The 20,913-nt window shown below is 41.3% G+C and carries 11 protein-coding genes, 3 rRNA genes and 2 riboswitches; of the genes, 2 read left to right on the top strand and 12 right to left on the bottom strand.

Annotated features, from left to right (window positions below; all coding sequences use genetic code 11):
- Positions 1-115: 115 nt before the first annotated feature.
- A complete protein-coding gene (locus MHI57_RS18525) occupies positions 116-604 on the top strand; it encodes a hypothetical protein (RefSeq protein WP_095370726.1) in 489 nt (162 codons plus the stop codon).
- Between the two features lie 78 nt (positions 605-682).
- Here the strand turns inward: MHI57_RS18525 and rrf are convergent.
- The 9 genes from rrf to MHI57_RS18480 form a co-directional block, all read right to left on the bottom strand.
- Positions 683-799 (bottom strand): 5S ribosomal RNA (gene rrf, locus MHI57_RS18520).
- A gap of 232 nt (positions 800-1,031) precedes the next feature.
- Positions 1,032-3,965, bottom strand: a 23S ribosomal RNA gene (locus MHI57_RS18515).
- Between the two features lie 324 nt (positions 3,966-4,289).
- A 16S ribosomal RNA gene (locus MHI57_RS18510) occupies positions 4,290-5,838 on the bottom strand.
- Together the 16S, 23S and 5S rRNA genes form the textbook arrangement of a ribosomal RNA operon.
- Before the next feature lie 767 nt (positions 5,839-6,605).
- The gene (locus tag MHI57_RS18505) at positions 6,606-7,934 is read right to left on the bottom strand and encodes an NCS2 family permease (RefSeq protein ID WP_095370727.1); all 1,329 of its coding nucleotides are present in this window, start codon (positions 7,932-7,934) and stop codon (positions 6,606-6,608) included.
- Between the two features lie 128 nt (positions 7,935-8,062).
- Positions 8,063-8,166, bottom strand: a riboswitch (purine riboswitch).
- 165 nt (positions 8,167-8,331) lie between these two features.
- Entirely contained in the window at positions 8,332-8,844 is a 513-nt protein-coding gene (locus MHI57_RS18500; protein WP_322910488.1) for a GNAT family N-acetyltransferase, read from the bottom strand.
- A 72-nt stretch (positions 8,845-8,916) separates the two neighbouring features.
- Positions 8,917-10,437: a glutamine-hydrolyzing GMP synthase gene (gene guaA, locus MHI57_RS18495; RefSeq protein WP_412728639.1), complete on the bottom strand. Its 1,521-nt coding sequence runs from the start codon at positions 10,435-10,437 to the stop codon at positions 8,917-8,919.
- 208 nt (positions 10,438-10,645) lie between these two features.
- Positions 10,646-10,747: riboswitch (purine riboswitch) on the bottom strand.
- Positions 10,748-10,816: 69 nt separating this feature from the next.
- The gene (locus MHI57_RS18490; protein ID WP_340977694.1) at positions 10,817-13,009 is read right to left on the bottom strand and encodes a transglutaminase TgpA family protein; all 2,193 of its coding nucleotides are present in this window, start codon (positions 13,007-13,009) and stop codon (positions 10,817-10,819) included.
- Positions 13,006-14,202, bottom strand: coding sequence for a DUF58 domain-containing protein (locus tag MHI57_RS18485; protein WP_340977692.1), 1,197 nt, complete (start codon positions 14,200-14,202; stop codon positions 13,006-13,008). The genes MHI57_RS18490 and MHI57_RS18485 overlap by 4 nt, the downstream gene beginning before the upstream one ends.
- Position 14,203: 1 nt before the next feature.
- Positions 14,204-15,157 (bottom strand): AAA family ATPase, encoded by a 954-nt coding sequence (locus MHI57_RS18480; RefSeq protein ID WP_224939194.1) that lies wholly within the window; start codon positions 15,155-15,157, stop codon positions 14,204-14,206.
- 333 nt (positions 15,158-15,490) lie between these two features.
- Here MHI57_RS18480 and MHI57_RS18475 point away from each other — a divergent pair, with 333 nt between their 5' ends.
- The gene (locus tag MHI57_RS18475; protein WP_307319157.1) at positions 15,491-16,480 is read left to right on the top strand and encodes a choloylglycine hydrolase family protein; all 990 of its coding nucleotides are present in this window, start codon (positions 15,491-15,493) and stop codon (positions 16,478-16,480) included.
- Positions 16,481-16,522: 42 nt separating this feature from the next.
- On the opposite strand, the gene MHI57_RS18470 is transcribed toward MHI57_RS18475, so the two are convergent.
- The 3 genes from MHI57_RS18470 to MHI57_RS18460 all read right to left on the bottom strand — a co-directional run bounded on the left by MHI57_RS18470 (position 16,523) and on the right by MHI57_RS18460 (position 20,844).
- Positions 16,523-18,226, bottom strand: a complete 1,704-nt coding sequence (locus MHI57_RS18470) for a transglutaminase domain-containing protein (RefSeq protein ID WP_340977689.1) — start codon at positions 18,224-18,226, stop codon at positions 16,523-16,525.
- 325 nt (positions 18,227-18,551) lie between these two features.
- Positions 18,552-19,955 carry a VWA domain-containing protein gene (locus MHI57_RS18465; protein ID WP_340977687.1) on the bottom strand — a complete coding sequence of 468 codons (1,404 nt, stop codon included), beginning with the start codon at positions 19,953-19,955 and terminating at the stop codon, positions 18,552-18,554.
- 85 nt (positions 19,956-20,040) lie between these two features.
- On the bottom strand, positions 20,041-20,844 hold the full coding sequence (locus MHI57_RS18460) for a hypothetical protein (protein WP_340977685.1): 804 nt from the start codon (positions 20,842-20,844) through the stop codon (positions 20,041-20,043).
- Positions 20,845-20,913 lie beyond the last annotated feature (69 nt).

The following is a 20,913-nucleotide window of genomic DNA, read 5'->3' as shown; positions in this document are numbered from 1 at the left end:
TTCGATTCCCCAAATTTCCTAAATTAAACGCTTGAAACAATGTACCATCTACATAAAAAAGAATACTCTGTTATACAGGATGTATGCCTAATGATCGGAAAAGAGGTGGAGAGAGATGGTCTTTTGGTATCCATTTTACGCACATCATGCAAATTTCCAAACTGAAGGCGAAGGGGTTCGTGAAAGTGAGAGACTGGCATTACTAGGCGGCGCTCTCTCTGCAATTGGGAGCATAATCGTAGTCATTGGTCTTTTTGATCAACTAGAAGAAGATGAAGAAGGCATAACTGAATCGGAAAGTGAAGGAATACTTAGTTTAGAGTCATTTAGGTTAGCCTTACTTGGAAGTATTATTGTAGCTGCCGGAGAAAGTATCGGAACAGCATCCATTATAAAAGGGATTAGAGAAGATGAAATTATCTCTCGCGAAGAAGCAAGGGAAAAGAATATAGCAAAAACCAATATGACAAATATACAAACACAACTCCAATATATGCAAGAAGAGTTGAATCAACTAAAGAACATTACATCAACCCTACAACAAGAAAACTATCTAATGCGGACAGAATTATATCACTTTTATCGGTATTTACAGATTAAATAGAAAAAGCTTGTAATCTTATAGAGACCTAGTAAATAACCACAAAAAAAGAGCACATCAAATGATGTGCTCTTTTATCTTGCCCGGCAACGTCCTACTCTCACAAGGGGACAGCCCCTAACTACCATCGGCGCTGAGAAGCTTAACTTCCGTGTTCGGTATGGGAACGGGTGTGACCTTCTCGCTATCGCCACCGGACTATGAAATTGTAAGGGAATCGTTCCCTCAAAACTAGGTAATGTTGAAGAAGATATTTATTGAGTAATCGCCTGAATGCGTGCTGTAGGATACTACTTACGTAGTTCTGTCCAGCTGCGGCGCCTAGGTGCTCGAGGTCATAAGTCAAATTTGTCATGAGGTTAAAGAACAACCTCCTGTCAAATCCGTCTTATGCTTGTCGCACCTGAACAAGGCGCCTCCGCATTTCGAATTGGTTAAGTCCTCGATCGATTAGTATTAGTCAGCTGCATGTGTCGCCACACTTCCACCTCTAACCTATCAACCTGATCATCTTTCAGGGATCTTACTAGCTTGCGCTATGGGAAATCTCATCTCGAGGGGGGCTTCATGCTTAGATGCTTTCAGCACTTATCCCTTCCGCACATAGCTACCCAGCGATGCCTTTGGCAAGACAACTGGTACACCAGCGGTGCGTCCATCCCGGTCCTCTCGTACTAAGGACAGCTCCTCTCAAATTTCCTGCGCCCACGACGGATAGGGACCGAACTGTCTCACGACGTTCTGAACCCAGCTCGCGTACCGCTTTAATGGGCGAACAGCCCAACCCTTGGGACCGACTACAGCCCCAGGATGCGATGAGCCGACATCGAGGTGCCAAACCTCCCCGTCGATGTGGACTCTTGGGGGAGATAAGCCTGTTATCCCCGGGGTAGCTTTTATCCGTTGAGCGATGGCCCTTCCATGCGGAACCACCGGATCACTAAGCCCGACTTTCGTCCCTGCTCGACTTGTAGGTCTCGCAGTCAAGCTCCCTTGTGCCTTTACACTCTACGAATGATTTCCAACCATTCTGAGGGAACCTTTGGGCGCCTCCGTTACTCTTTAGGAGGCGACCGCCCCAGTCAAACTGCCCACCTGACACTGTCTCCCATCCCGATAAGGGATGTGGGTTAGAATTTCAATACAGCCAGGGTAGTATCCCACCGACGCCTCCACCGAAGCTAGCGCTCCGGCTTCTAAGGCTCCTACCTATCCTGTACAAGCTGTACCAAAATTCAATATCAGGCTACAGTAAAGCTCCACGGGGTCTTTCCGTCCTGTCGCGGGTAACCTGCATCTTCACAGGTACTATAATTTCACCGAGTCTCTCGTTGAGACAGTGCCCAGATCGTTACGCCTTTCGTGCGGGTCGGAACTTACCCGACAAGGAATTTCGCTACCTTAGGACCGTTATAGTTACGGCCGCCGTTTACTGGGGCTTCGATTCAAAGCTTCGCGTGAGCTAACCTCTCCTCTTAACCTTCCAGCACCGGGCAGGCGTCAGCCCCTATACTTCGCCTTGCGGCTTCGCAGAGACCTGTGTTTTTGCTAAACAGTCGCCTGGGCCTATTCACTGCGGCTCATCAAGGCTTTAACACCCTAATGAGCACCCCTTCTCCCGAAGTTACGGGGTCATTTTGCCGAGTTCCTTAACGAGAGTTCTCTCGCTCACCTTAGGATTCTCTCCTCGCCTACCTGTGTCGGTTTGCGGTACGGGCACCTTATTCCTCGCTAGAGGCTTTTCTTGGCAGTGTGGAATCAAGAACTTCGGTACTAAATTTCCCTCGCTATCACAGCTCAAGGTATGTGACCATGGGATTTGCCTCATGGTCCCTCTAACTGCTTAGACGCACATCCAATAGTGCGCTTACCCTATCCTCCTGCGTCCCCCCATCACTCAAACAGAATACGGTGGTACAGGAATATCAACCTGTTGTCCATCGCCTACGCTTTTCAGCCTCGGCTTAGGTCCCGACTAACCCTGAGCGGACGAGCCTTCCTCAGGAAACCTTAGGCATTCGGTGGATGGGATTCTCACCCATCTTTCGCTACTCATACCGGCATTCTCACTTCTAAGCGCTCCACCAGTCCTTACGGTCTAGCTTCAACGCCCTTAGAACGCTCTCCTACCACTGAACATCAACGATGTTCAATCCACAGCTTCGGTGATACGTTTAGCCCCGGTACATTTTCGGCGCGGAGTCACTCGACCAGTGAGCTATTACGCACTCTTTAAATGGTGGCTGCTTCTAAGCCAACATCCTGGTTGTCTAAGCAACTCCACATCCTTTTCCACTTAACGTATACTTTGGGACCTTAGCTGGTGGTCTGGGCTGTTTCCCTCTTGACTACGGATCTTATCACTCGCAGTCTGACTCCCATGGATAAATCTTTGGCATTCGGAGTTTGTCTGAATTCGGTAACCCGATGAGGGCCCCTAGTCCAAACAGTGCTCTACCTCCAAGATTCTTACGCATGAGGCTAGCCCTAAAGCTATTTCGGAGAGAACCAGCTATCTCCAAGTTCGATTGGAATTTCTCCGCTACCCACACCTCATCCCCGCACTTTTCAACGTACGTGGGTTCGGGCCTCCATCCAGTGTTACCTGGACTTCACCCTGGACATGGGTAGATCACCTGGTTTCGGGTCTACGACCACATACTAAATTCGCCCTATTCAGACTCGCTTTCGCTACGGCTCCGTCTGTCCAACTTAACCTCGCATGTAATCGTAACTCGCCGGTTCATTCTACAAAAGGCACGCTATCACCCATTAACGGGCTCTAACTACTTGTAGGCACACGGTTTCAGGATCTCTTTCACTCCCCTTCCGGGGTGCTTTTCACCTTTCCCTCACGGTACTGGTTCACTATCGGTCACTAGGGAGTATTTAGCCTTGGGAGATGGTCCTCCCTGCTTCCGACGGGATTTCTCGTGTCCCGCCGTACTCAGGATCCACTCTGGAGGGAACGAAGTTTCAACTACAGGGCTTTTACCTCCTATGGCGGGCCTTTCCAGACCTCTTCGTCTATCTCGTTCCTTTGTAACTCCGTATAGAATGTCCTACAACCCCAAGAGGCAAGCCTCTTGGTTTGGGCTAATCCCGTTTCGCTCGCCGCTACTCAGGGAATCGCGTTTGCTTTCTCTTCCTCCGGGTACTTAGATGTTTCAGTTCCCCGGGTCTGCCTTCCATACCCTATGTATTCAGGTATGGATCCTATCCCATAACGGATAGGGGGTTTCCCCATTCGGAAATCTCCGGATCAAAGCTTACTTACAGCTCCCCGAAGCATATCGGTGTTAGTCCCGTCCTTCATCGGCTCCTAGTGCCAAGGCATTCACCGTGCGCCCTTATTAACTTAACCATTGTTCGGCTTGCGATAAGCTACGCATTTCGGCGTCAGCTCACTCGTCAACATCCTCATGTGCACAAGACGCACACTCCGGTGTTTCCTCGCTCGCTTCCTTGAACTGCTTGCTTCTCACAACCCTCTCGGTTGTGTGTTTTAAAAAAGTTTAGTATCTCTACTCTATTACTATTATATAGAGAGAAAATAACTAAGGTGGCGATTACTCGGTAATCTTCTTCATTACATTATCTAGTTTTCAAAGAACGATTGAATTGAGAGATTATACTCTCAAAACTGAACGAACAGTCTAACATCAAGTTAATTCCGTATATTCCTTAGAAAGGAGGTGATCCAGCCGCACCTTCCGATACGGCTACCTTGTTACGACTTCACCCCAATCATCTGTCCCACCTTAGGCGGCTGGCTCCAAAAGGTTACCCCACCGACTTCGGGTGTTACAAACTCTCGTGGTGTGACGGGCGGTGTGTACAAGGCCCGGGAACGTATTCACCGCGGCATGCTGATCCGCGATTACTAGCGATTCCGGCTTCATGTAGGCGAGTTGCAGCCTACAATCCGAACTGAGAATGGTTTTATGGGATTGGCTAAACCTCGCGGTCTTGCAGCCCTTTGTACCATCCATTGTAGCACGTGTGTAGCCCAGGTCATAAGGGGCATGATGATTTGACGTCATCCCCACCTTCCTCCGGTTTGTCACCGGCAGTCACCTTAGAGTGCCCAACTAAATGCTGGCAACTAAGATCAAGGGTTGCGCTCGTTGCGGGACTTAACCCAACATCTCACGACACGAGCTGACGACAACCATGCACCACCTGTCACTCTGTCCCCCGAAGGGGAAAGTCCTATCTCTAGGATTGTCAGAGGATGTCAAGACCTGGTAAGGTTCTTCGCGTTGCTTCGAATTAAACCACATGCTCCACCGCTTGTGCGGGCCCCCGTCAATTCCTTTGAGTTTCAACCTTGCGGTCGTACTCCCCAGGCGGAGTGCTTAATGCGTTTGCTGCAGCACTAAAGGGCGGAAACCCTCTAACACTTAGCACTCATCGTTTACGGCGTGGACTACCAGGGTATCTAATCCTGTTTGCTCCCCACGCTTTCGCGCCTCAGCGTCAGTTACAGACCAGAAAGTCGCCTTCGCCACTGGTGTTCCTCCAAATCTCTACGCATTTCACCGCTACACTTGGAATTCCACTTTCCTCTTCTGCACTCAAGTTCCCCAGTTTCCAATGACCCTCCACGGTTGAGCCGTGGGCTTTCACATCAGACTTAAGGAACCGCCTGCGCGCGCTTTACGCCCAATAATTCCGGACAACGCTTGCCACCTACGTATTACCGCGGCTGCTGGCACGTAGTTAGCCGTGGCTTTCTGGTTAGGTACCGTCAAGGTACCGGCAGTTACTCCGATACTTGTTCTTCCCTAACAACAGAGTTTTACGATCCGAAAACCTTCATCACTCACGCGGCGTTGCTCCGTCAGACTTTCGTCCATTGCGGAAGATTCCCTACTGCTGCCTCCCGTAGGAGTCTGGGCCGTGTCTCAGTCCCAGTGTGGCCGATCACCCTCTCAGGTCGGCTACGCATCGTCGCCTTGGTGAGCCGTTACCTCACCAACTAGCTAATGCGCCGCGGGCCCATCTGTAAGTGATAGCAGAACCATCTTTCAATCTAATTATATGTATAAATAGATATTATCCGGTATTAGCCCCGGTTTCCCGGAGTTATCCCAGTCTTACAGGCAGGTTGCCCACGTGTTACTCACCCGTCCGCCGCTAATCTTTGGGAGCAAGCTCCCTCAGATTCGCTCGACTTGCATGTATTAGGCACGCCGCCAGCGTTCGTCCTGAGCCAGGATCAAACTCTCCAATAAAGTGTTTGATTAGCTCATTTGCACCTATGGTGCTTTGTTGCTGATAAATCAGCTTTTTTTAGAATTACGCTTGACGTTTTACGTTCGTTCAGTTTTCAAAGAACAATCTCGTTCGCTTCAGAAGCGACTTTATTAATATAACATTCTCGCAATCTATTGTCAACAACTTTTTAAAATTCTTTTTTCGAAAGTAATCTAAGAAAGCGTTATCAACGACTGCTTTATAATAGTATCATCCCTATCTACTTTCGTCAACAACAAATATAAAGTTTTTTTATAAAAATACTATTGTTGTATATATACCTCCTTTATAAGGCATTTAAACATTTATTTCTTAATCGTTCGAGAAACTCTTATTCTTCTTACAAAGCAATTAGATTTCCTCACTCCTTCCATTTGAGTAAGAAGAATAGAACCAATGTTTTTGTCAAAAACTCAAAATCTCGCTACTCATTTCTTCGCTTTATAAGCTTAACTGTTCCTCTTTGGCTGATGGATTCTTGTCACATCACTTTGAAATACCTGATCACACCATTTCCATCATGATTGTATCAGTTTAGTAGAATTAACTTGTAAAATCTCAGGAAATATATGTAGAAATAGAACATACATAATAGAGAAAGTAAGAGACCTTTGCAACTACCAGTCGCTAAGTTGCAAACATCTGCTACCAAAAATGAAATTTTCACCCTATAAATAACAAAATAGCCAGTCCCATTAAATGATGGGAACTGGCTATTTAAGGAGTGGATATTTCCTCCTAGATATTATTTCAAGAAAATAAAGTAAAGAACAAATACTACAAATAGGAAGTACATAATTGGATGAATCTCTTTAGCTCTCCCCTTAACAATCATTGTAATTGGATAGAAAATAAATCCAATTGCAATACCTGTTGCAATACTATAGGTAAGAGGCATGGCTAAGATAGTTAAGAACGCTGGTACCGCTATTTCAAATTTTGTCCAATCTATATTACCTAATGAAGCAACCATTAATACCCCTACTATAATTAAGGCCGGTGCTGTAACTGCTGATGTAACTACTGACACAATCGGGAAGAAAAAGATTGCTAGTAAGAATAAGACACCTGTTACAATAGCAGCGAAACCTGTTCTTGCACCTGCAGCGACCCCTGAAGAAGATTCTACATAAGAAGTCGTTGTAGATGTTCCTAAAATTGAACCTGCAACAGTTGCTGTTGAGTCAGCAAGTAAAGCTTTTCCTGCTCTTGGTAATTTACCGTCCTTCATTAATCCCGCCTGATTCGCTACACCTACAAGTGTACCTGCTGTATCAAAGAAGTCTACGAATAAAAATGTTAAAACAACCACAAGCATTTGTGTTGAGTAGAATGATGCATCTCCAAAAGAACCGAACGCTTCACCAAAAGTTGGTGCAATACTTGGTACTGCTCCAACGACTTTATGAGGCACATCCACCAGACCAAAGATCATACCAACAACAGCCGTTACGACCATCCCGATGAAAATACCACCTTTTAAACCTCTTGTCATTAAAATAACAGTAATAATAATACCAAAAATAGCTAATAACACATTACCATCAGAGAAATCACCTAAACCAACTAACACTGCGTCATCATTTGCAATAAGACCAGCGTTTTGCGCACCAACAAATGTAATAAACAAGCCAATCCCTGCAGATACAGCAAATTTTAATGGTGCTGGAATTGCATTAATAATTTTTTCTCTAATACCGGATAGTGATAATAGAATGAAAATCACACCCGAAATAAATGTTCCAGCTAAAGCATGTTGCCATGAAATACCCATTGTCAGTACTACAGTATAGGCAAAAAATGCGTTTATACCCATACCTGGAGCAAGAGCTATTGGATAACGAGCGATAACCCCCATGAGGATTGAACCAATCGCGGCTGCTAAAGCTGTAGCAACAAAGACTGCCCCCATGTCCATTCTCATAGCATCTGGAAGATCTGGTACATCTGCTAACGATAGTACAGCAGGGTTAACTGCTAATATATAAGCCATAGCTAAGAATGTTGTAATCCCGCCAATAATCTCACGGCGAAAATTGGTGCCGAGTTCGTCGAATTGGAAGTACTTTTTCATTTTTAATTTTCCCCCTAAAGTTGGCATTAAAAAAACTTCGGAAAGTAACCGAAGTCTTGACAACAGGGATGGTATAAGTAACATGGAATGTAAAAAATAAGATTAGTATAATATCTAAAGCACATTCCTTTGTTACGCACACACATCAAGTAGTCAAGTCATTTACGGTAACTTGGTAGAAACTTTTGGGCCATATTCCCAACATTATACGAAGATGTTTTTAATATTTAATTCTCTATTATATTAGCAATTAAAAAAGTCCTAGTCAATATAAAAAACGAACATTTTTCAGTCCGTTTTTTACCATTGTTCGGAATTAGGTTTATTTTCCACTTTATATACGTAATTTCATTTGGTTTAACTATAAACCAACTAGATTTATGAAGCAATACTTCTTTTATTTAAGCAATATTTGGTAGGCAAATCGATTACCATTTGGAACATCTAGCTCCACATCCCCAATATAGGAAAAACCAGCTTTCTGAATAACCTTTTGCATGACTTCATTTTCGGGATGGGTGTCAATGCGAATATCACGAAATCCATTGAGCCTTGCAGCGGTAATTAAATGTTGAAGCAATATCGTCGAATAACCCTTTCCTTGTATCTCTGGGTCAATCGCTACTCGATGAATCGAAGCATACGGCGTTTCTGCTTTCTCCCAATTCACTAATTGCTCATACGGTTCTTCTGGCGCAGTTAAGATCGTGCCAATACCGACTTTTCGTTCATCCGCCATCAACACGTAGGCTTCCTTATTCGAAATATCCTGTGTAATGATTTCTCGATTGGGTCCATCTCCATCCTGCCATTGTGGAATACCTCTTTTAACAATCGTTTCCCTTGCTCGGTCAATAATGGACATGATTTCATCCAACTCTTCTAATTGTGCCTGTTTTAAATATAACACCTAACACCCTCCCAAAAAGAATACTTATTAAAAAACCTTAGAATCCAAACTAGGATTCTAAGGTGTATTGTTTTATTCCCACTCAATCGTTGCTGGTGGCTTAGAAGTAATATCATACACTACGCGGTTGATATGGTCCACTTCATTAACGATTCTTGTTGAGATAACTTCAAGCACATCCCAAGGAATACGTGCCCAATCGGATGTCATTCCATCAATTGAAGTAACGGCGCGGATACCAATTGTGTAATCATACGTACGCGCATCGCCCATTACACCTACGCTACGAATGTCAGGTAGGACAGTGAAATATTGCCACACATCTCTTTCAAGACCAGCATTTTTGATTTCTTCACGAAGGATCGCGTCTGATTCACGGACGATTTCAAGTTTTTCTTCAGAGATTGCACCAAGAACACGGATACCTAAACCAGGACCTGGGAATGGTTGTCTCCAAACGATATCATCTGGAATACCTAATTCTGTTCCAAGTGCGCGTACTTCATCTTTAAATAAAGTATTAAGCGGCTCAATTAATTGGAATTGCATATCTTCAGGTAGTCCACCTACATTGTGGTGAGATTTGATTGTTTGCGCTGTTGCAGTACCACTTTCGATAATATCTGTATAAAGTGTACCTTGTGCTAAATAATCAATACCTTCTAATTTATGTGCTTCATCATCAAATACGTAAATGAATTCATTACCAATAATTTTACGTTTTTTCTCAGGATCGCTGACACCTTCAAGTTTGCTTAAGAAACGCTCCTTAGCATCTACTTTAATGACATTCATATTGAAGCCTTCAGAGAAAGTTTTCATAACGCCTTCTGCTTCATCTTTACGCAATAAACCGTGATCAACAAAAATACATGTTAATTGGTCACCAATCGCTTTATGAATAAGAACAGCAACAACAGAAGAATCTACTCCGCCACTAAGTGCACAAAGGACTTTCTTATCTCCAACTGTTTGGCGAATTTTTTCCAATTCGATTTCAATAAAGTTCTCCATAGACCAATCGCCTTTACAGCCACAAATACCGAAAACAAAGTTTTTCAGCATATCATTACCGTATACAGAATGACGTACTTCTGGGTGGAATTGAACTCCGTATAATCCACGTGCTTCGTCACTAATCGCTGCGACAGGACAAGAAGGGTTAGTGCCATCAATTGCAAAACCTTCTGGTGCTTCAACGACTAAGTCACCATGACTCATCCAAACCACTTGCTCTTCAGGAAGATCGGCAAATAATTTAGATTGATTTTGTAATTTTAATACAGCTTTACCGTACTCACGCTGCTTTGCACCTTCTACTTTTCCTCCGAAATGCATCGTCATTAATTGCATACCGTAGCAAATACCGAAGATTGGTAGACCTAATTCAAAAATTTCTGGATCACAACGAAAAGCATTTTCGCCGTAAACACTGTTTGGACCACCAGAGAAGATGATTCCTTTTGGATTCATTTCTTTGATTTCTTGTGCAGTAATGGTATGCGGATGTAATTCACTATAAACGCCAAACTCCCTAATTCTGCGTGTAATCAACTGATTGTACTGACTACCAAAGTCTAGTACAACGATCATTTCCTGGTCATGCAATTCTACTTTCCCCGTCACGCTGTTCACCTCGTCAACATTGATAGAATGATTCCCTCATTCTTTTATTCCACTTCATATATGAAGAGTGACTCCGAATGTATCATTTGTAGGTTATCCAACACCTACTATTTCATACAAAAAACTAGAGTTCTTCCCCCCGAAAATATAGTCAGAAGGCAGAAATCTAGCTAGGCTAAATATATTCTGCCTTCATAGTCAGACTGTTATAGGCAGTCTGGTAGAGACTCTCGGACCATATTACCAAGGATATATGAAGGTTATTCGTTAAAATTATTGATAGTCATCATGCATATGAATCCATGACTTCTCATTCAACTATTTTAACAACAGGTTATTTTAACGGTCAAGCGATTGTGGCTTTTATTAAATTTTCCCACAATTCCTTATTTCTCTTCCAAATGCCCTTTTCTTGCTTACCGCTATATAGATAAGCCTCGTAACTATCCGTTAGCTGACTCATCTGTTGATGCCCAAGCAAACGATCGACCTCTTTGGCAAAAGAATGTAAGGTTTGTCCTTGTTTCCTTTTCACCCCGAACCGTGAAAATTCATGTAATAAAACAAGGTACGCTTTCTCAAAATCCCGATCATTATTACGATGTTTGTATGTCCAAATATAGAAGTAAGGTAGCCATTTACCCCGCTTGATATACGTTAGGTAACCGATGAAAGCAAGCACAATGATTATTAAAATAATCTTTTTCCAGTGTTGTTGAACCGCTTCCTTTACCGAATCCCATAGCTCCGTCAAACTAAAAGTGCTTGACGCTGTTTCTGTTTGTTCAGTCGTTTCTGCTTCATCTGGTCTCTCTTCTCTTTCCGGTGTTTCCGTTTCCTCCGCGTTATTAGGCGTTGTTTCCTCATCTAAATCAAACTCATATTCTACAGGATTACTAAAACCTGTTGTTGGCTCAAACGGAATCCATCCAACGCCAGGAAAATAAGCCTCCACCCATGAGTGAGCATTGTTATTCGTAATGTCATAAGTACCAACAGTTAATCCATTTGCGTTGGTTCTTTCACCTTCTGTAAACCCTTTAACCCATCTAGTCGGAATACCAGCAGAACGGGCTAGCACGATCATTGCTGTTGAAAAGTTATCGCAATAACCTAACTTCGTATCAAACAAAAATTGGTCGACATAATCCTCATCTGGTCCTGGCACAGCCACATCTCTTTGTGAATAAACAAAACCCGATCGAGCAAAATAGCCTTCAATCTCACGAATTTGGTTAAACCAATTATCATGCCCTGCTACAATTTCTTCTGCCAATTCACGCACACGATCAGGGAGATCTTCTGGTAATTGCGTATACCTTTCATAAAACGCTGAATCTAAACCGTGATTATCATTATTAACTGCCGTTAATGCATTTACACTATAAGTGGGTTCATTAAAGATTACGTCATAAGTTGGCATGAGAGAATCCTCTGCATATCTAATTGAAAATTTCTCAAGCGCTTCATTCAATTCAAATGGGATGTTTTCACTTTGAAAACTTTTTATCCCTAATGGATAGACAATTTGAGGACGTGCTCTGTTCATTTGTACATTACTGACTCTTTCCTCAACAACGACATTTTCATTCTCTGAAAATGATTCCAACGGCACTTCTTCTCCTGATGCAAAAAACTCGCTACCACGATCTTCTTCTGAAAGTTCCCAGCCCTTACCTGTATAGACATCTTTGGTCTCTACTTTCCAATAATGGGGATCTTCCGTTTTCGCAACAAACACGAGAGTATCATCAGGAACAAAAGAGCCACCTAATAAAGAATCATCCTCACCATAGCCAATTTTCCGCACCCCTCCAGCTTCTTCATTTCTACTATCTTCATTAAATGAAGTGATATAAGGAACAGGATCAGGCCAAATTGGATCTGCCTTTGGTGCAGCAAAGGCAATGAGAGAACTCATGAGCACCAATCCACTTAGAGGGATCATCCATTTGCTTAGTTTCGATGTTTTCGCTTCAATATCTTCCTTCTCTAGTTGACGATAGAAGGCGAGAATCCCCATCATTAAAAATCCACAAATCACGGTTCGAATAATTGCCATTTCTGCATTATATGGTGTGAATGTATCAAGGACAGTAATATAGACCAATGTCATGAAAAAGAAAATAAAAATTTGTCTCCGTTGGATGAGCCAATATTGAATAAGGTAAGACATCAACCATAAAAGAATGAAGAATAATAAAGTCCTAAACATGTCTGTTATAGCGGTCCATTGCGCTTGTAACATCGTCAAAAAGTTATCAAATAACTCTTGAATCATCATAGGAATCGAGCCAATCAGTCCATATTGATCAAGAAAATAAATATACATTAAACTGAAGAAAATAATCGCTCCATTAATGACAAAGCGAAGGACCCAATGCCATTTTAAAAAATCCATCGCAAGGGCAATACATAGGAAAAGAAAGAACACCCACACATTCCCTGTATCCGTTAATTGCTCTAACGGCCTAATCCACTCCCAAATGAGGAGAAAACCAAAGAGATAAAGAACCAAAGTAGAAAATCTTTTCATCATCCGCTCCTCACCTCCGAGAATGCGGCAGAAAATTGACCTTCATGCACAATTTGTATACGTATTCCTCTTGAAGTAGCGGTGTCTTTTAAACGAATTTCCTCTTGTACTGCTTGCTCTTCCTTTTTTTTCACAAGAAAAATCGTCACACTTCCTTTTTGAGAATAAAAGCTCGCCTTTTCAAGCAAACGTTTGTTTAGTTTGGCAGTAACAAGCAGTAGTTGATCATTTTGTTGGGCAAGACTTTTTTCTACATCTAACACTTGTTCTAAAGGACGTTTACTATCCGCCTTCACTGTAGCTAGATGATAAAAGATTCGTTGTAGCTGCCCTTCACCACCAAGAATAGGGAACTCCACTCGATTTCTCCCCGCTGAAAGGAACCCTACCTGTGCCCCTTTTCGCAGAATTGCATATACAAGAGAAGCGGTAAAAGAAACGATTGCTTCAAAATGTACATCAGGAAAACGATCGATGAGAAGATATACATCATGCGATTTGCGTTGTTCAAATTCTTTAACCATCATTTCATTACGCTTGGCGGATGTTTTCCAGTTAATCCAAGAAAAACGATCACCTGGTTGATATTCACGGACGCCTGTAGCCATAGACGTATCTCTCTGCACCCTTTCATCTGAAGCCGTCATTCCTTGATCAAATTGGTGACTAAATGGTTGATAAACTATTTCTTCATAAGTTGGATACACAATCATGCGGTCTTCAAGTGACATGTTTACTTCACGTTCGATTAATCCAAGAGGGTCACCTATTTTCAGCCGAACATATCGGAAAACGTGCTCTCCGCGAGGGATTTCCTTAAATGATTGCGAAACAACGAGATTTTTACGAAATCCAGGAAATAACAGATATTTCTTCATCTGTAGCGAAGATGTTATATGGTCTTCGATAACAAGAAAAAATAACGGAAAAATCGTATCCATATGAATAGAAAGACGTATCGATAGTGTATCTCCTGCACTCACCTCTTGACTGGAAAGTTCTCTCTTTACATGGATACGATGCAACGGATACATTGCCAGTGCAAATGCATATAAACCAAACGGTAAAAAGCTATAAAATAAGAACCAGCTGACAAATCCTCCTTGAAACATCGCATATGAAAAAGTAATGAGTAGTAAAAGGAACAATAACATTAACTTCCATACACCCTTTACTGCGAATAACCATCGCCTCATCCTATTTCACAGCCTTTTGCACTGGTACCGGTGTAACATCGATAATCTTCTCAATCACTTGTTCTGCTTTGACCCCTTCAAATTTTGCTTCTGACTTGAGAATTAAGCGATGACTAAAGACCGCACTTGCTAAATATTGCACATCATCAGGACGGACATAATCTCTTCCATGCATAAACGCATAGCTTTGTGATGCTTTCATTAAAGCAATAGACCCCCTAGGGCTAACGCCTAAATACACATGTTTATGGTTTCTTGTTTGCTCAGCCATATGAACAATATAGCTTTTAATGGAATGATCGACATACACCTCTTTTACTTTCGCCTGCATGTCTCTCAGCTGTTCTAACTCCATTACTGGCTGTATTTCTTCTATCGGGAGTGCACTTTGAACACGACTTAATAATTCAATCTCTTCTGTTCCTTCAGGATAACCCATACGCATTTTTAACAGAAAACGGTCAAGCTGCGCTTCTGGGAGCGGGTAAGTTCCTTCATATTCAATCGGATTTTGTGTCGCCATCACAAAAAAAGGGCTACCTAATTGATGAGTCACTCCATCAATTGTTACACTCTTCTCCTCCATCCCTTCTAATAAGGCGGACTGTGTTTTAGGGGATGTCCGGTTGATTTCATCTGCTAATATAATCTGACCCATTATTGGACCAGGGCGGAATTCAAATGCCATTTCTTTCGGATTATAAATTGAAACGCCTGTCACATCCGATGGTAATAAATCTGGGGTAAATTGAATTCTTCTAAAGTTCGCACCTAGCGATTTTGCCAGAGCTCGAACCATCATCGTCTTACCAACACCAGGCACATCTTCAAGTAACACATGACCACCAGATAATAAGGCAACCAAGCTCAATTCTGCCACTTCTCTTTTACCGATCATTACTTTATCTATATTAATGAGCACTTGCTCGACAACCGGATTCATTTTATGATTCATTGACCATCCTCCTGATTTTTTAATAAAGGGCATTCTTCTCCTTACTTATACTTCTATTCGCTAAATCTTGCTAAATTCCTGTGAAATCTACCATTCTTCGCACAAATTCATCTTCTTTCTTCCTATGATTTAGGAAAAAAATAAAATGAACAAACATTTATAATTCTTATTTTATATGATTTAACACTTAAGATAAATCATTCAGACTCGGTTAAGTTGGCTTATAAATGGTTATATAAATGTTCATCCCTTCACAAGTTACGACTAATACAATCCCCTTCCTACATATCATATATCGTTATAAGGATATTAAAGGAAAGGAGTTGTTTATTAATGTGCACAAGCGTAGCGTTACGTACGAAGAATCGTTTGAGTTTCCTTGGTAGGAATATGGACTTTGTGGATCTTCCGGCGGATTATAACATCTATGTGTTCCCTCGAAATTATCAATGGGTAAATCGTGAGGATCAAAAAACCATTACGAACCCATATGCAATAATAGGTATGGGATTAATGGGTCAAAATCAATTCGCCATGATTGACGGCATGAATGAACAAGGTCTGATGGGTGCGGTTCTCTATTTTGAAGGATATGCTTACTATAGCACCCCAAAAAACAACGTGATCAACCTTGCTTGCTATGATGTACTCTTTTGGGCTTTATCACAATTTCAATCAATAGAAGAACTCGCCGAACATATCGCCCAGGTGAATATAGTTGGTGCAAAAATCGAGGTTCTTGACAGCATCCCCCCCATGCATTGGATTTTTAGTGACCGATCTGGTCGTTCTATCGTTGTCGAAAAAACTAAAAAGGGATTAAAGGTTCATGCAAATAAAATTGGTGTGATGACGAACAGTCCTGATTTTGAATGGCAATTAACTCACCTTGGTATCTATTCAACAGTAAGTGCAGATGATCCTGAAGAAGCCACTTGGGGTAGATATCCATTAGAAGGCGGGGATTTATTAAGCGGTACATTCGGCATACCTGGCGACTTCTCCTCCCCCTCCCGTTTCGTGAGAGCCGCATTCATGCGAAATCATATTGAGCCAGTTACTAACGAGGTTGGCGGTGTCCGGAACACATTCAAAACTTTAGAATACTGTGAGGTAGCAAAAGGAGCGGAATTAAGTGATAACCTCTCATGGTACACCATCTACACAAATGCCATGTGTGCCCAATCAGGTACCTATTACTATAATACTTACAATAATCACCAGATTAACGCAATCAATCTATTTAAACATGATCTTAACGCAAAAAAAGTAAAAAAATATCCTTTTCTTAACAAAGAATCCATCCATTTTCAACATAAATGAGCCATAAAAAAACGACATTCGCTCGGGAATGTCGTTTCTTTATTAATAAGATATTCCTGTACGATAATGGGTCTCCTCAAAAGTGGCTTGTTCCGGGTCAAAATAATCTTCGTTATAAGCTGCAACAAAGGTATCATTTTCTACATAACCAGAACCCCAAGTAGGATCCATTGTTAGCCATTCACCATCCACCTTCACTTCTACCCACGCATGGCGGCCACCGAGTGCCCCCCTTGTAAAACCAGAACCAGCATTACCTTCAACAAACCTTGCTTCCATGTCACTTGCCCTCAGCAAAGCAATGGCTAAGTAGGCATAGTCTTGACAAACACCTTTTTTCGTTTCCAATGCCTTTATAGCACTGTCATCCCAATGAAAGTCATCTGTATTATACTTCTCCACATCATAAGCGATATGTTCGGCCACATAGTCATAGATCGCCTTTGCTTTCTCACGGTCGCCTTCCACCCCTTGAAGCAGTTCTTCTGCTAAACTATTAATCTTCGGATGGTCGGACTGAACTCCACGAGACGGTAACAAATCCCGGCGATCTTCACCGGTATTTTCCACCTGAAATTTAGCTACGCTATAAAAGCGAAAGGTATCACTATTTTCTTTCGTAATCTCAGGTACACTAACCGTAATATCATAAGTACCTGGTCCAAATCTCAAATAAAAGGAATCGTCAAAGCGAAAATCCTGAACTGGAATCACATCTAATGCCGTATCCTCACCCTTTTTACTTGATACATAAAGGTGTGTTGTCTCACTCGCTAATTCAGCTTCAGGTTGAATCATTCCACTGATGGTATAATCTCCACTCGATTCATCTCCACTGTATGCAGGCGTTTCTAAAGTTACCCCTCGTTCATTATAAAGGCTAGAGTACTCGATTGGCTCCATCGTTTGCTGAGATGTATTATTCACCATGAGAGTCGTAGCCGTTTGATAATAATTCTCTCGGTCACCATCCGGTACCATGACTTCCACTTTATGCAAGCCTTCGCCATAAAAGAGAGGCACCTCATAATCGAATTGGTGCTCTTGATTAACGGCGAGTACATGATTCCAATTATCCGTTCCCTTCGACACGCGAAGCATTACTGTATCTTCCTCATCCAATCCTTCTGCCACACCTTTTAATGGGAAAACTTCTTCTGCTTCAAAGAAGCTTGTATCCAACCCTACCGAAAGTCCTACTTCTTGACCATATGGTGTATACGTCACATCTCTCTTCACATCCGGATTCACATTATGAACAGTAAACCGTGCTGTATCATAATAATAATTCTCCCGCTCATCATCGGGTAATTGTACCTTTATATGATACGTACCTTCGCCATTAAAAAACTGAATATCCTGCTTGATTTGACCCTCTTTTATAGGCGCATAATATTCATGCTCTCTTCCGGCAACCCCGTCTTCCTCTGCCGTCACACTAATCCAAGCATAACCAGACTTCAATCCTCGATAATCCTCAATGCTCCCCTCAATCGTCACCGTACCATTCGCCGCAAACTCCCGGTACTCCGGCGAATCAAACGTTGCACCAATTTCATCACTATACGTCGTTAATGTCAAAGGTTCTAGCTCTAACTCCTTATTCTTTTCTTCCACTAACTGTTCATACGGATCAACCTGCTTTTTCACTTCTTCGCCACTCACGGCTCCCTTATCATTACAACCGATCAGCACCATACCTGCCATCACAAGTAATATAGGAAACAACGAAACTCGTTTTAACATGTTAACCTCCTTACGAACCCTAATTATCTAACATATCATTACAAAAATCAGTTCAATCATACTTACGATATAAAAGGTAAAAAGTTTCTCTATCCAATTACCCCTTTTTTCACACTTTTACCACTATATGAATAACAATAAAAGATTTTCCTTTGCTTTACAAAAGGAGAAAAGAGTAAATGTGGATATTGGGGGTTGATTCTTGGAGGTAGATGGTTTGGGATTGGTAAATATCAATTGATAAGTTGGATATTGTCAGCTATTACCTTGGTTCAAATCGCTTTACCCAAGGGAATGAAACTGGCATACCTTTAAATAGAACTCATTATTCTACATTATTGTTATATTTTTCATTGATTTGTGTTTCAATTTCTTCATAACTTTCATTCGCAATCTCTCGTAAATCTTTTCTAACTACATCTTGCATATCCATGACCCAACTAAATCTCTCACTCGTTCTGTCTGATAAAGCTTGGTACAACTCTCTTGAAATATGCCCATCATCACGCAGAACCCTTAACGGCTTTCTCATATTAAATTTTTCAAAATTATTAGCATTACTCCAATCTATATTAAAAAGAGGAATATCAGATAGTAATTGTTGAAACTTAACATCAGAGGCTTGCTTTAGGGAATCTGTCTTCCATGCTTCCCATTTTTCTGCTATTTCTTTTGCTCTATCTAACTCTGTATTTAACTCAGACTGGTTTCTTGCATTACTATAGATGCCCTCTGCTGCTTTAGCTACTTCTTTCAGCTGCTTTTGACCATCTGCATTCACATCAAATCCAATCACGTTTACGATTGGTTGAATACCAGAACCAGCTAGATTTTTTGCTGCTTGGACAGGGTCACCATCACAAGTTTCTACCCCATCGCTTACTAGATAGATAATATTCGTATTATTTTCTCCACCTAATTTGGAAAGATCCTTTTCAGCTTCTTCAATTGCTTTCGCTAGTGGTGTCCATCCTGCTGGGTTGAATTTATCCATGGCATCGGACAATTTCCCCTCATTATACGACCCCATATCATATACTAACTCATTACTTTTACAAGATAGCGACTTATCCGCATCTGAACCTGATCCTTCATGACCGTATACACGAAGGGCAATATTGGCTTCTTCTGGTAGATTTTTCGCAAACTCAGCAATTGATTCCTTAGCGATATCCATCATACTTTTGCCATCGATGACATTTGCCATACTACCTGATGCGTCTAGTAAAATCTCCACATTTAACTGATCTTTAAACTGATAACGTTCATCTTCAATTTCTGGACTACCAAAAGCCTCCATGCTCATTTGATCCAACGCCTCTGCGGGATTAGGATAATCTTCATGGAATAATGATAAGGACTTTCTCCAATATAACTCGAGCTCTTCCTCTGTATATCCTTCTTCTACTTTAGGAAGCGTCTTTAATTCAGCGATGACCGTTTCTTGTTCTTCCTTAGTCAAATCATCATAATCTTTTCCAGTAAAGCTTCCTACCTCAGCATTCACAAGATCTTCTATACTATCTGCAGGCTCAGGTAATTCTTCAATTAAATCAGCTATCTCTTTTCCTTCTGATTCCTTGTTTTGTTCTTCTTGATTACTAACAGACTCAGTAACTTCCTCTTCTTCAGGCTTTGAACTGTCATCTACCGGTTGATCATTATTACAGGCAGCTAAAAAGAAAAGAGCTAGGATAGAAATTAATAAAATCCTCAACCTTTTAAACATACATAACACTTCCTTTGGGTATATTAGCTTTACACTTTTGTTGGAGAGTTTATTATTATTTTATAATCATAAATTACCAATTCTCTTATCTCCGTTTATTCCTTAAATGGTTTAAAATATCAGGGACATTTTCATGCTGTTCTAGAGGTTTATCCCCCTCTTTAATCTCTGATAACTCTTCCATTTCTTTTAAGTTCTTTTTTGTTTTTTTCATCATAACGTTTTGTTGTTTTTTTAGCGCACTCCATAATTTCATTGATTTAAAGTCAAATAAGGATTTGTTTTTTTTCACAAATTCTTCCACTGTATTTCTATCACTATCCGTTTCTAGTTGAGCTTCATTTTGTCTATATCCCGCTTGTACCGTCTCTACAACATAAGCTCTCATAACTTTTTGATCATTTTCTCTCACTAATTCACTTTCATTTGTACGATCCCACAATTTTTTGGCATCTTCTACCGAGTTTTCAATGATTCTTTGTTTTTCAATTAATTCTTTTGCTAGCCTTTTATATACGTGTAATGATTCCCTAACTTCAATAGGCATTTCTTTGAAATGTTGTTCTATTTCTTCTAGCAAATCTCTTAATGATATAAAGATTTTCATTCTTTCTGGATTTGCCCATTTGAAACCTATATGGGCTGTTACTTCAATGGAGTGATTATAACTTGTTGCAATTAACGCTACGTTGGATATTTCATCATGCCACGGAACTTCACCATTTGCTTTCATTATTACCTGCTCGGCAGCTGGAGCAAAGGTAAAAAAATAATAATATTCACCATTCACTTCGAATTTTGAAGGGAATACATCCGGCTTCTCTTTTTTACTATAATAGGCCATTAGGTTAGATTTGATTTCTTCTGGTAAATTACTCATCCTTAGCATATACACACCTCATGTTGATCAATTAAATAGATTGACATGTTATTGCCCCATTTCCTGATCCTTTCCCTT

The sequence above is a fragment of the Cytobacillus sp. FSL K6-0129 genome (genome assembly GCF_038007625.1).
GTDB classification, from domain to species: Bacteria; Bacillota; Bacilli; order Bacillales; family Cytobacillaceae; genus Cytobacillus; species Cytobacillus kochii.
Note: the sequence above shows the minus strand (reverse complement) of the source record. Positions and strands in the feature narration are given on the sequence as shown.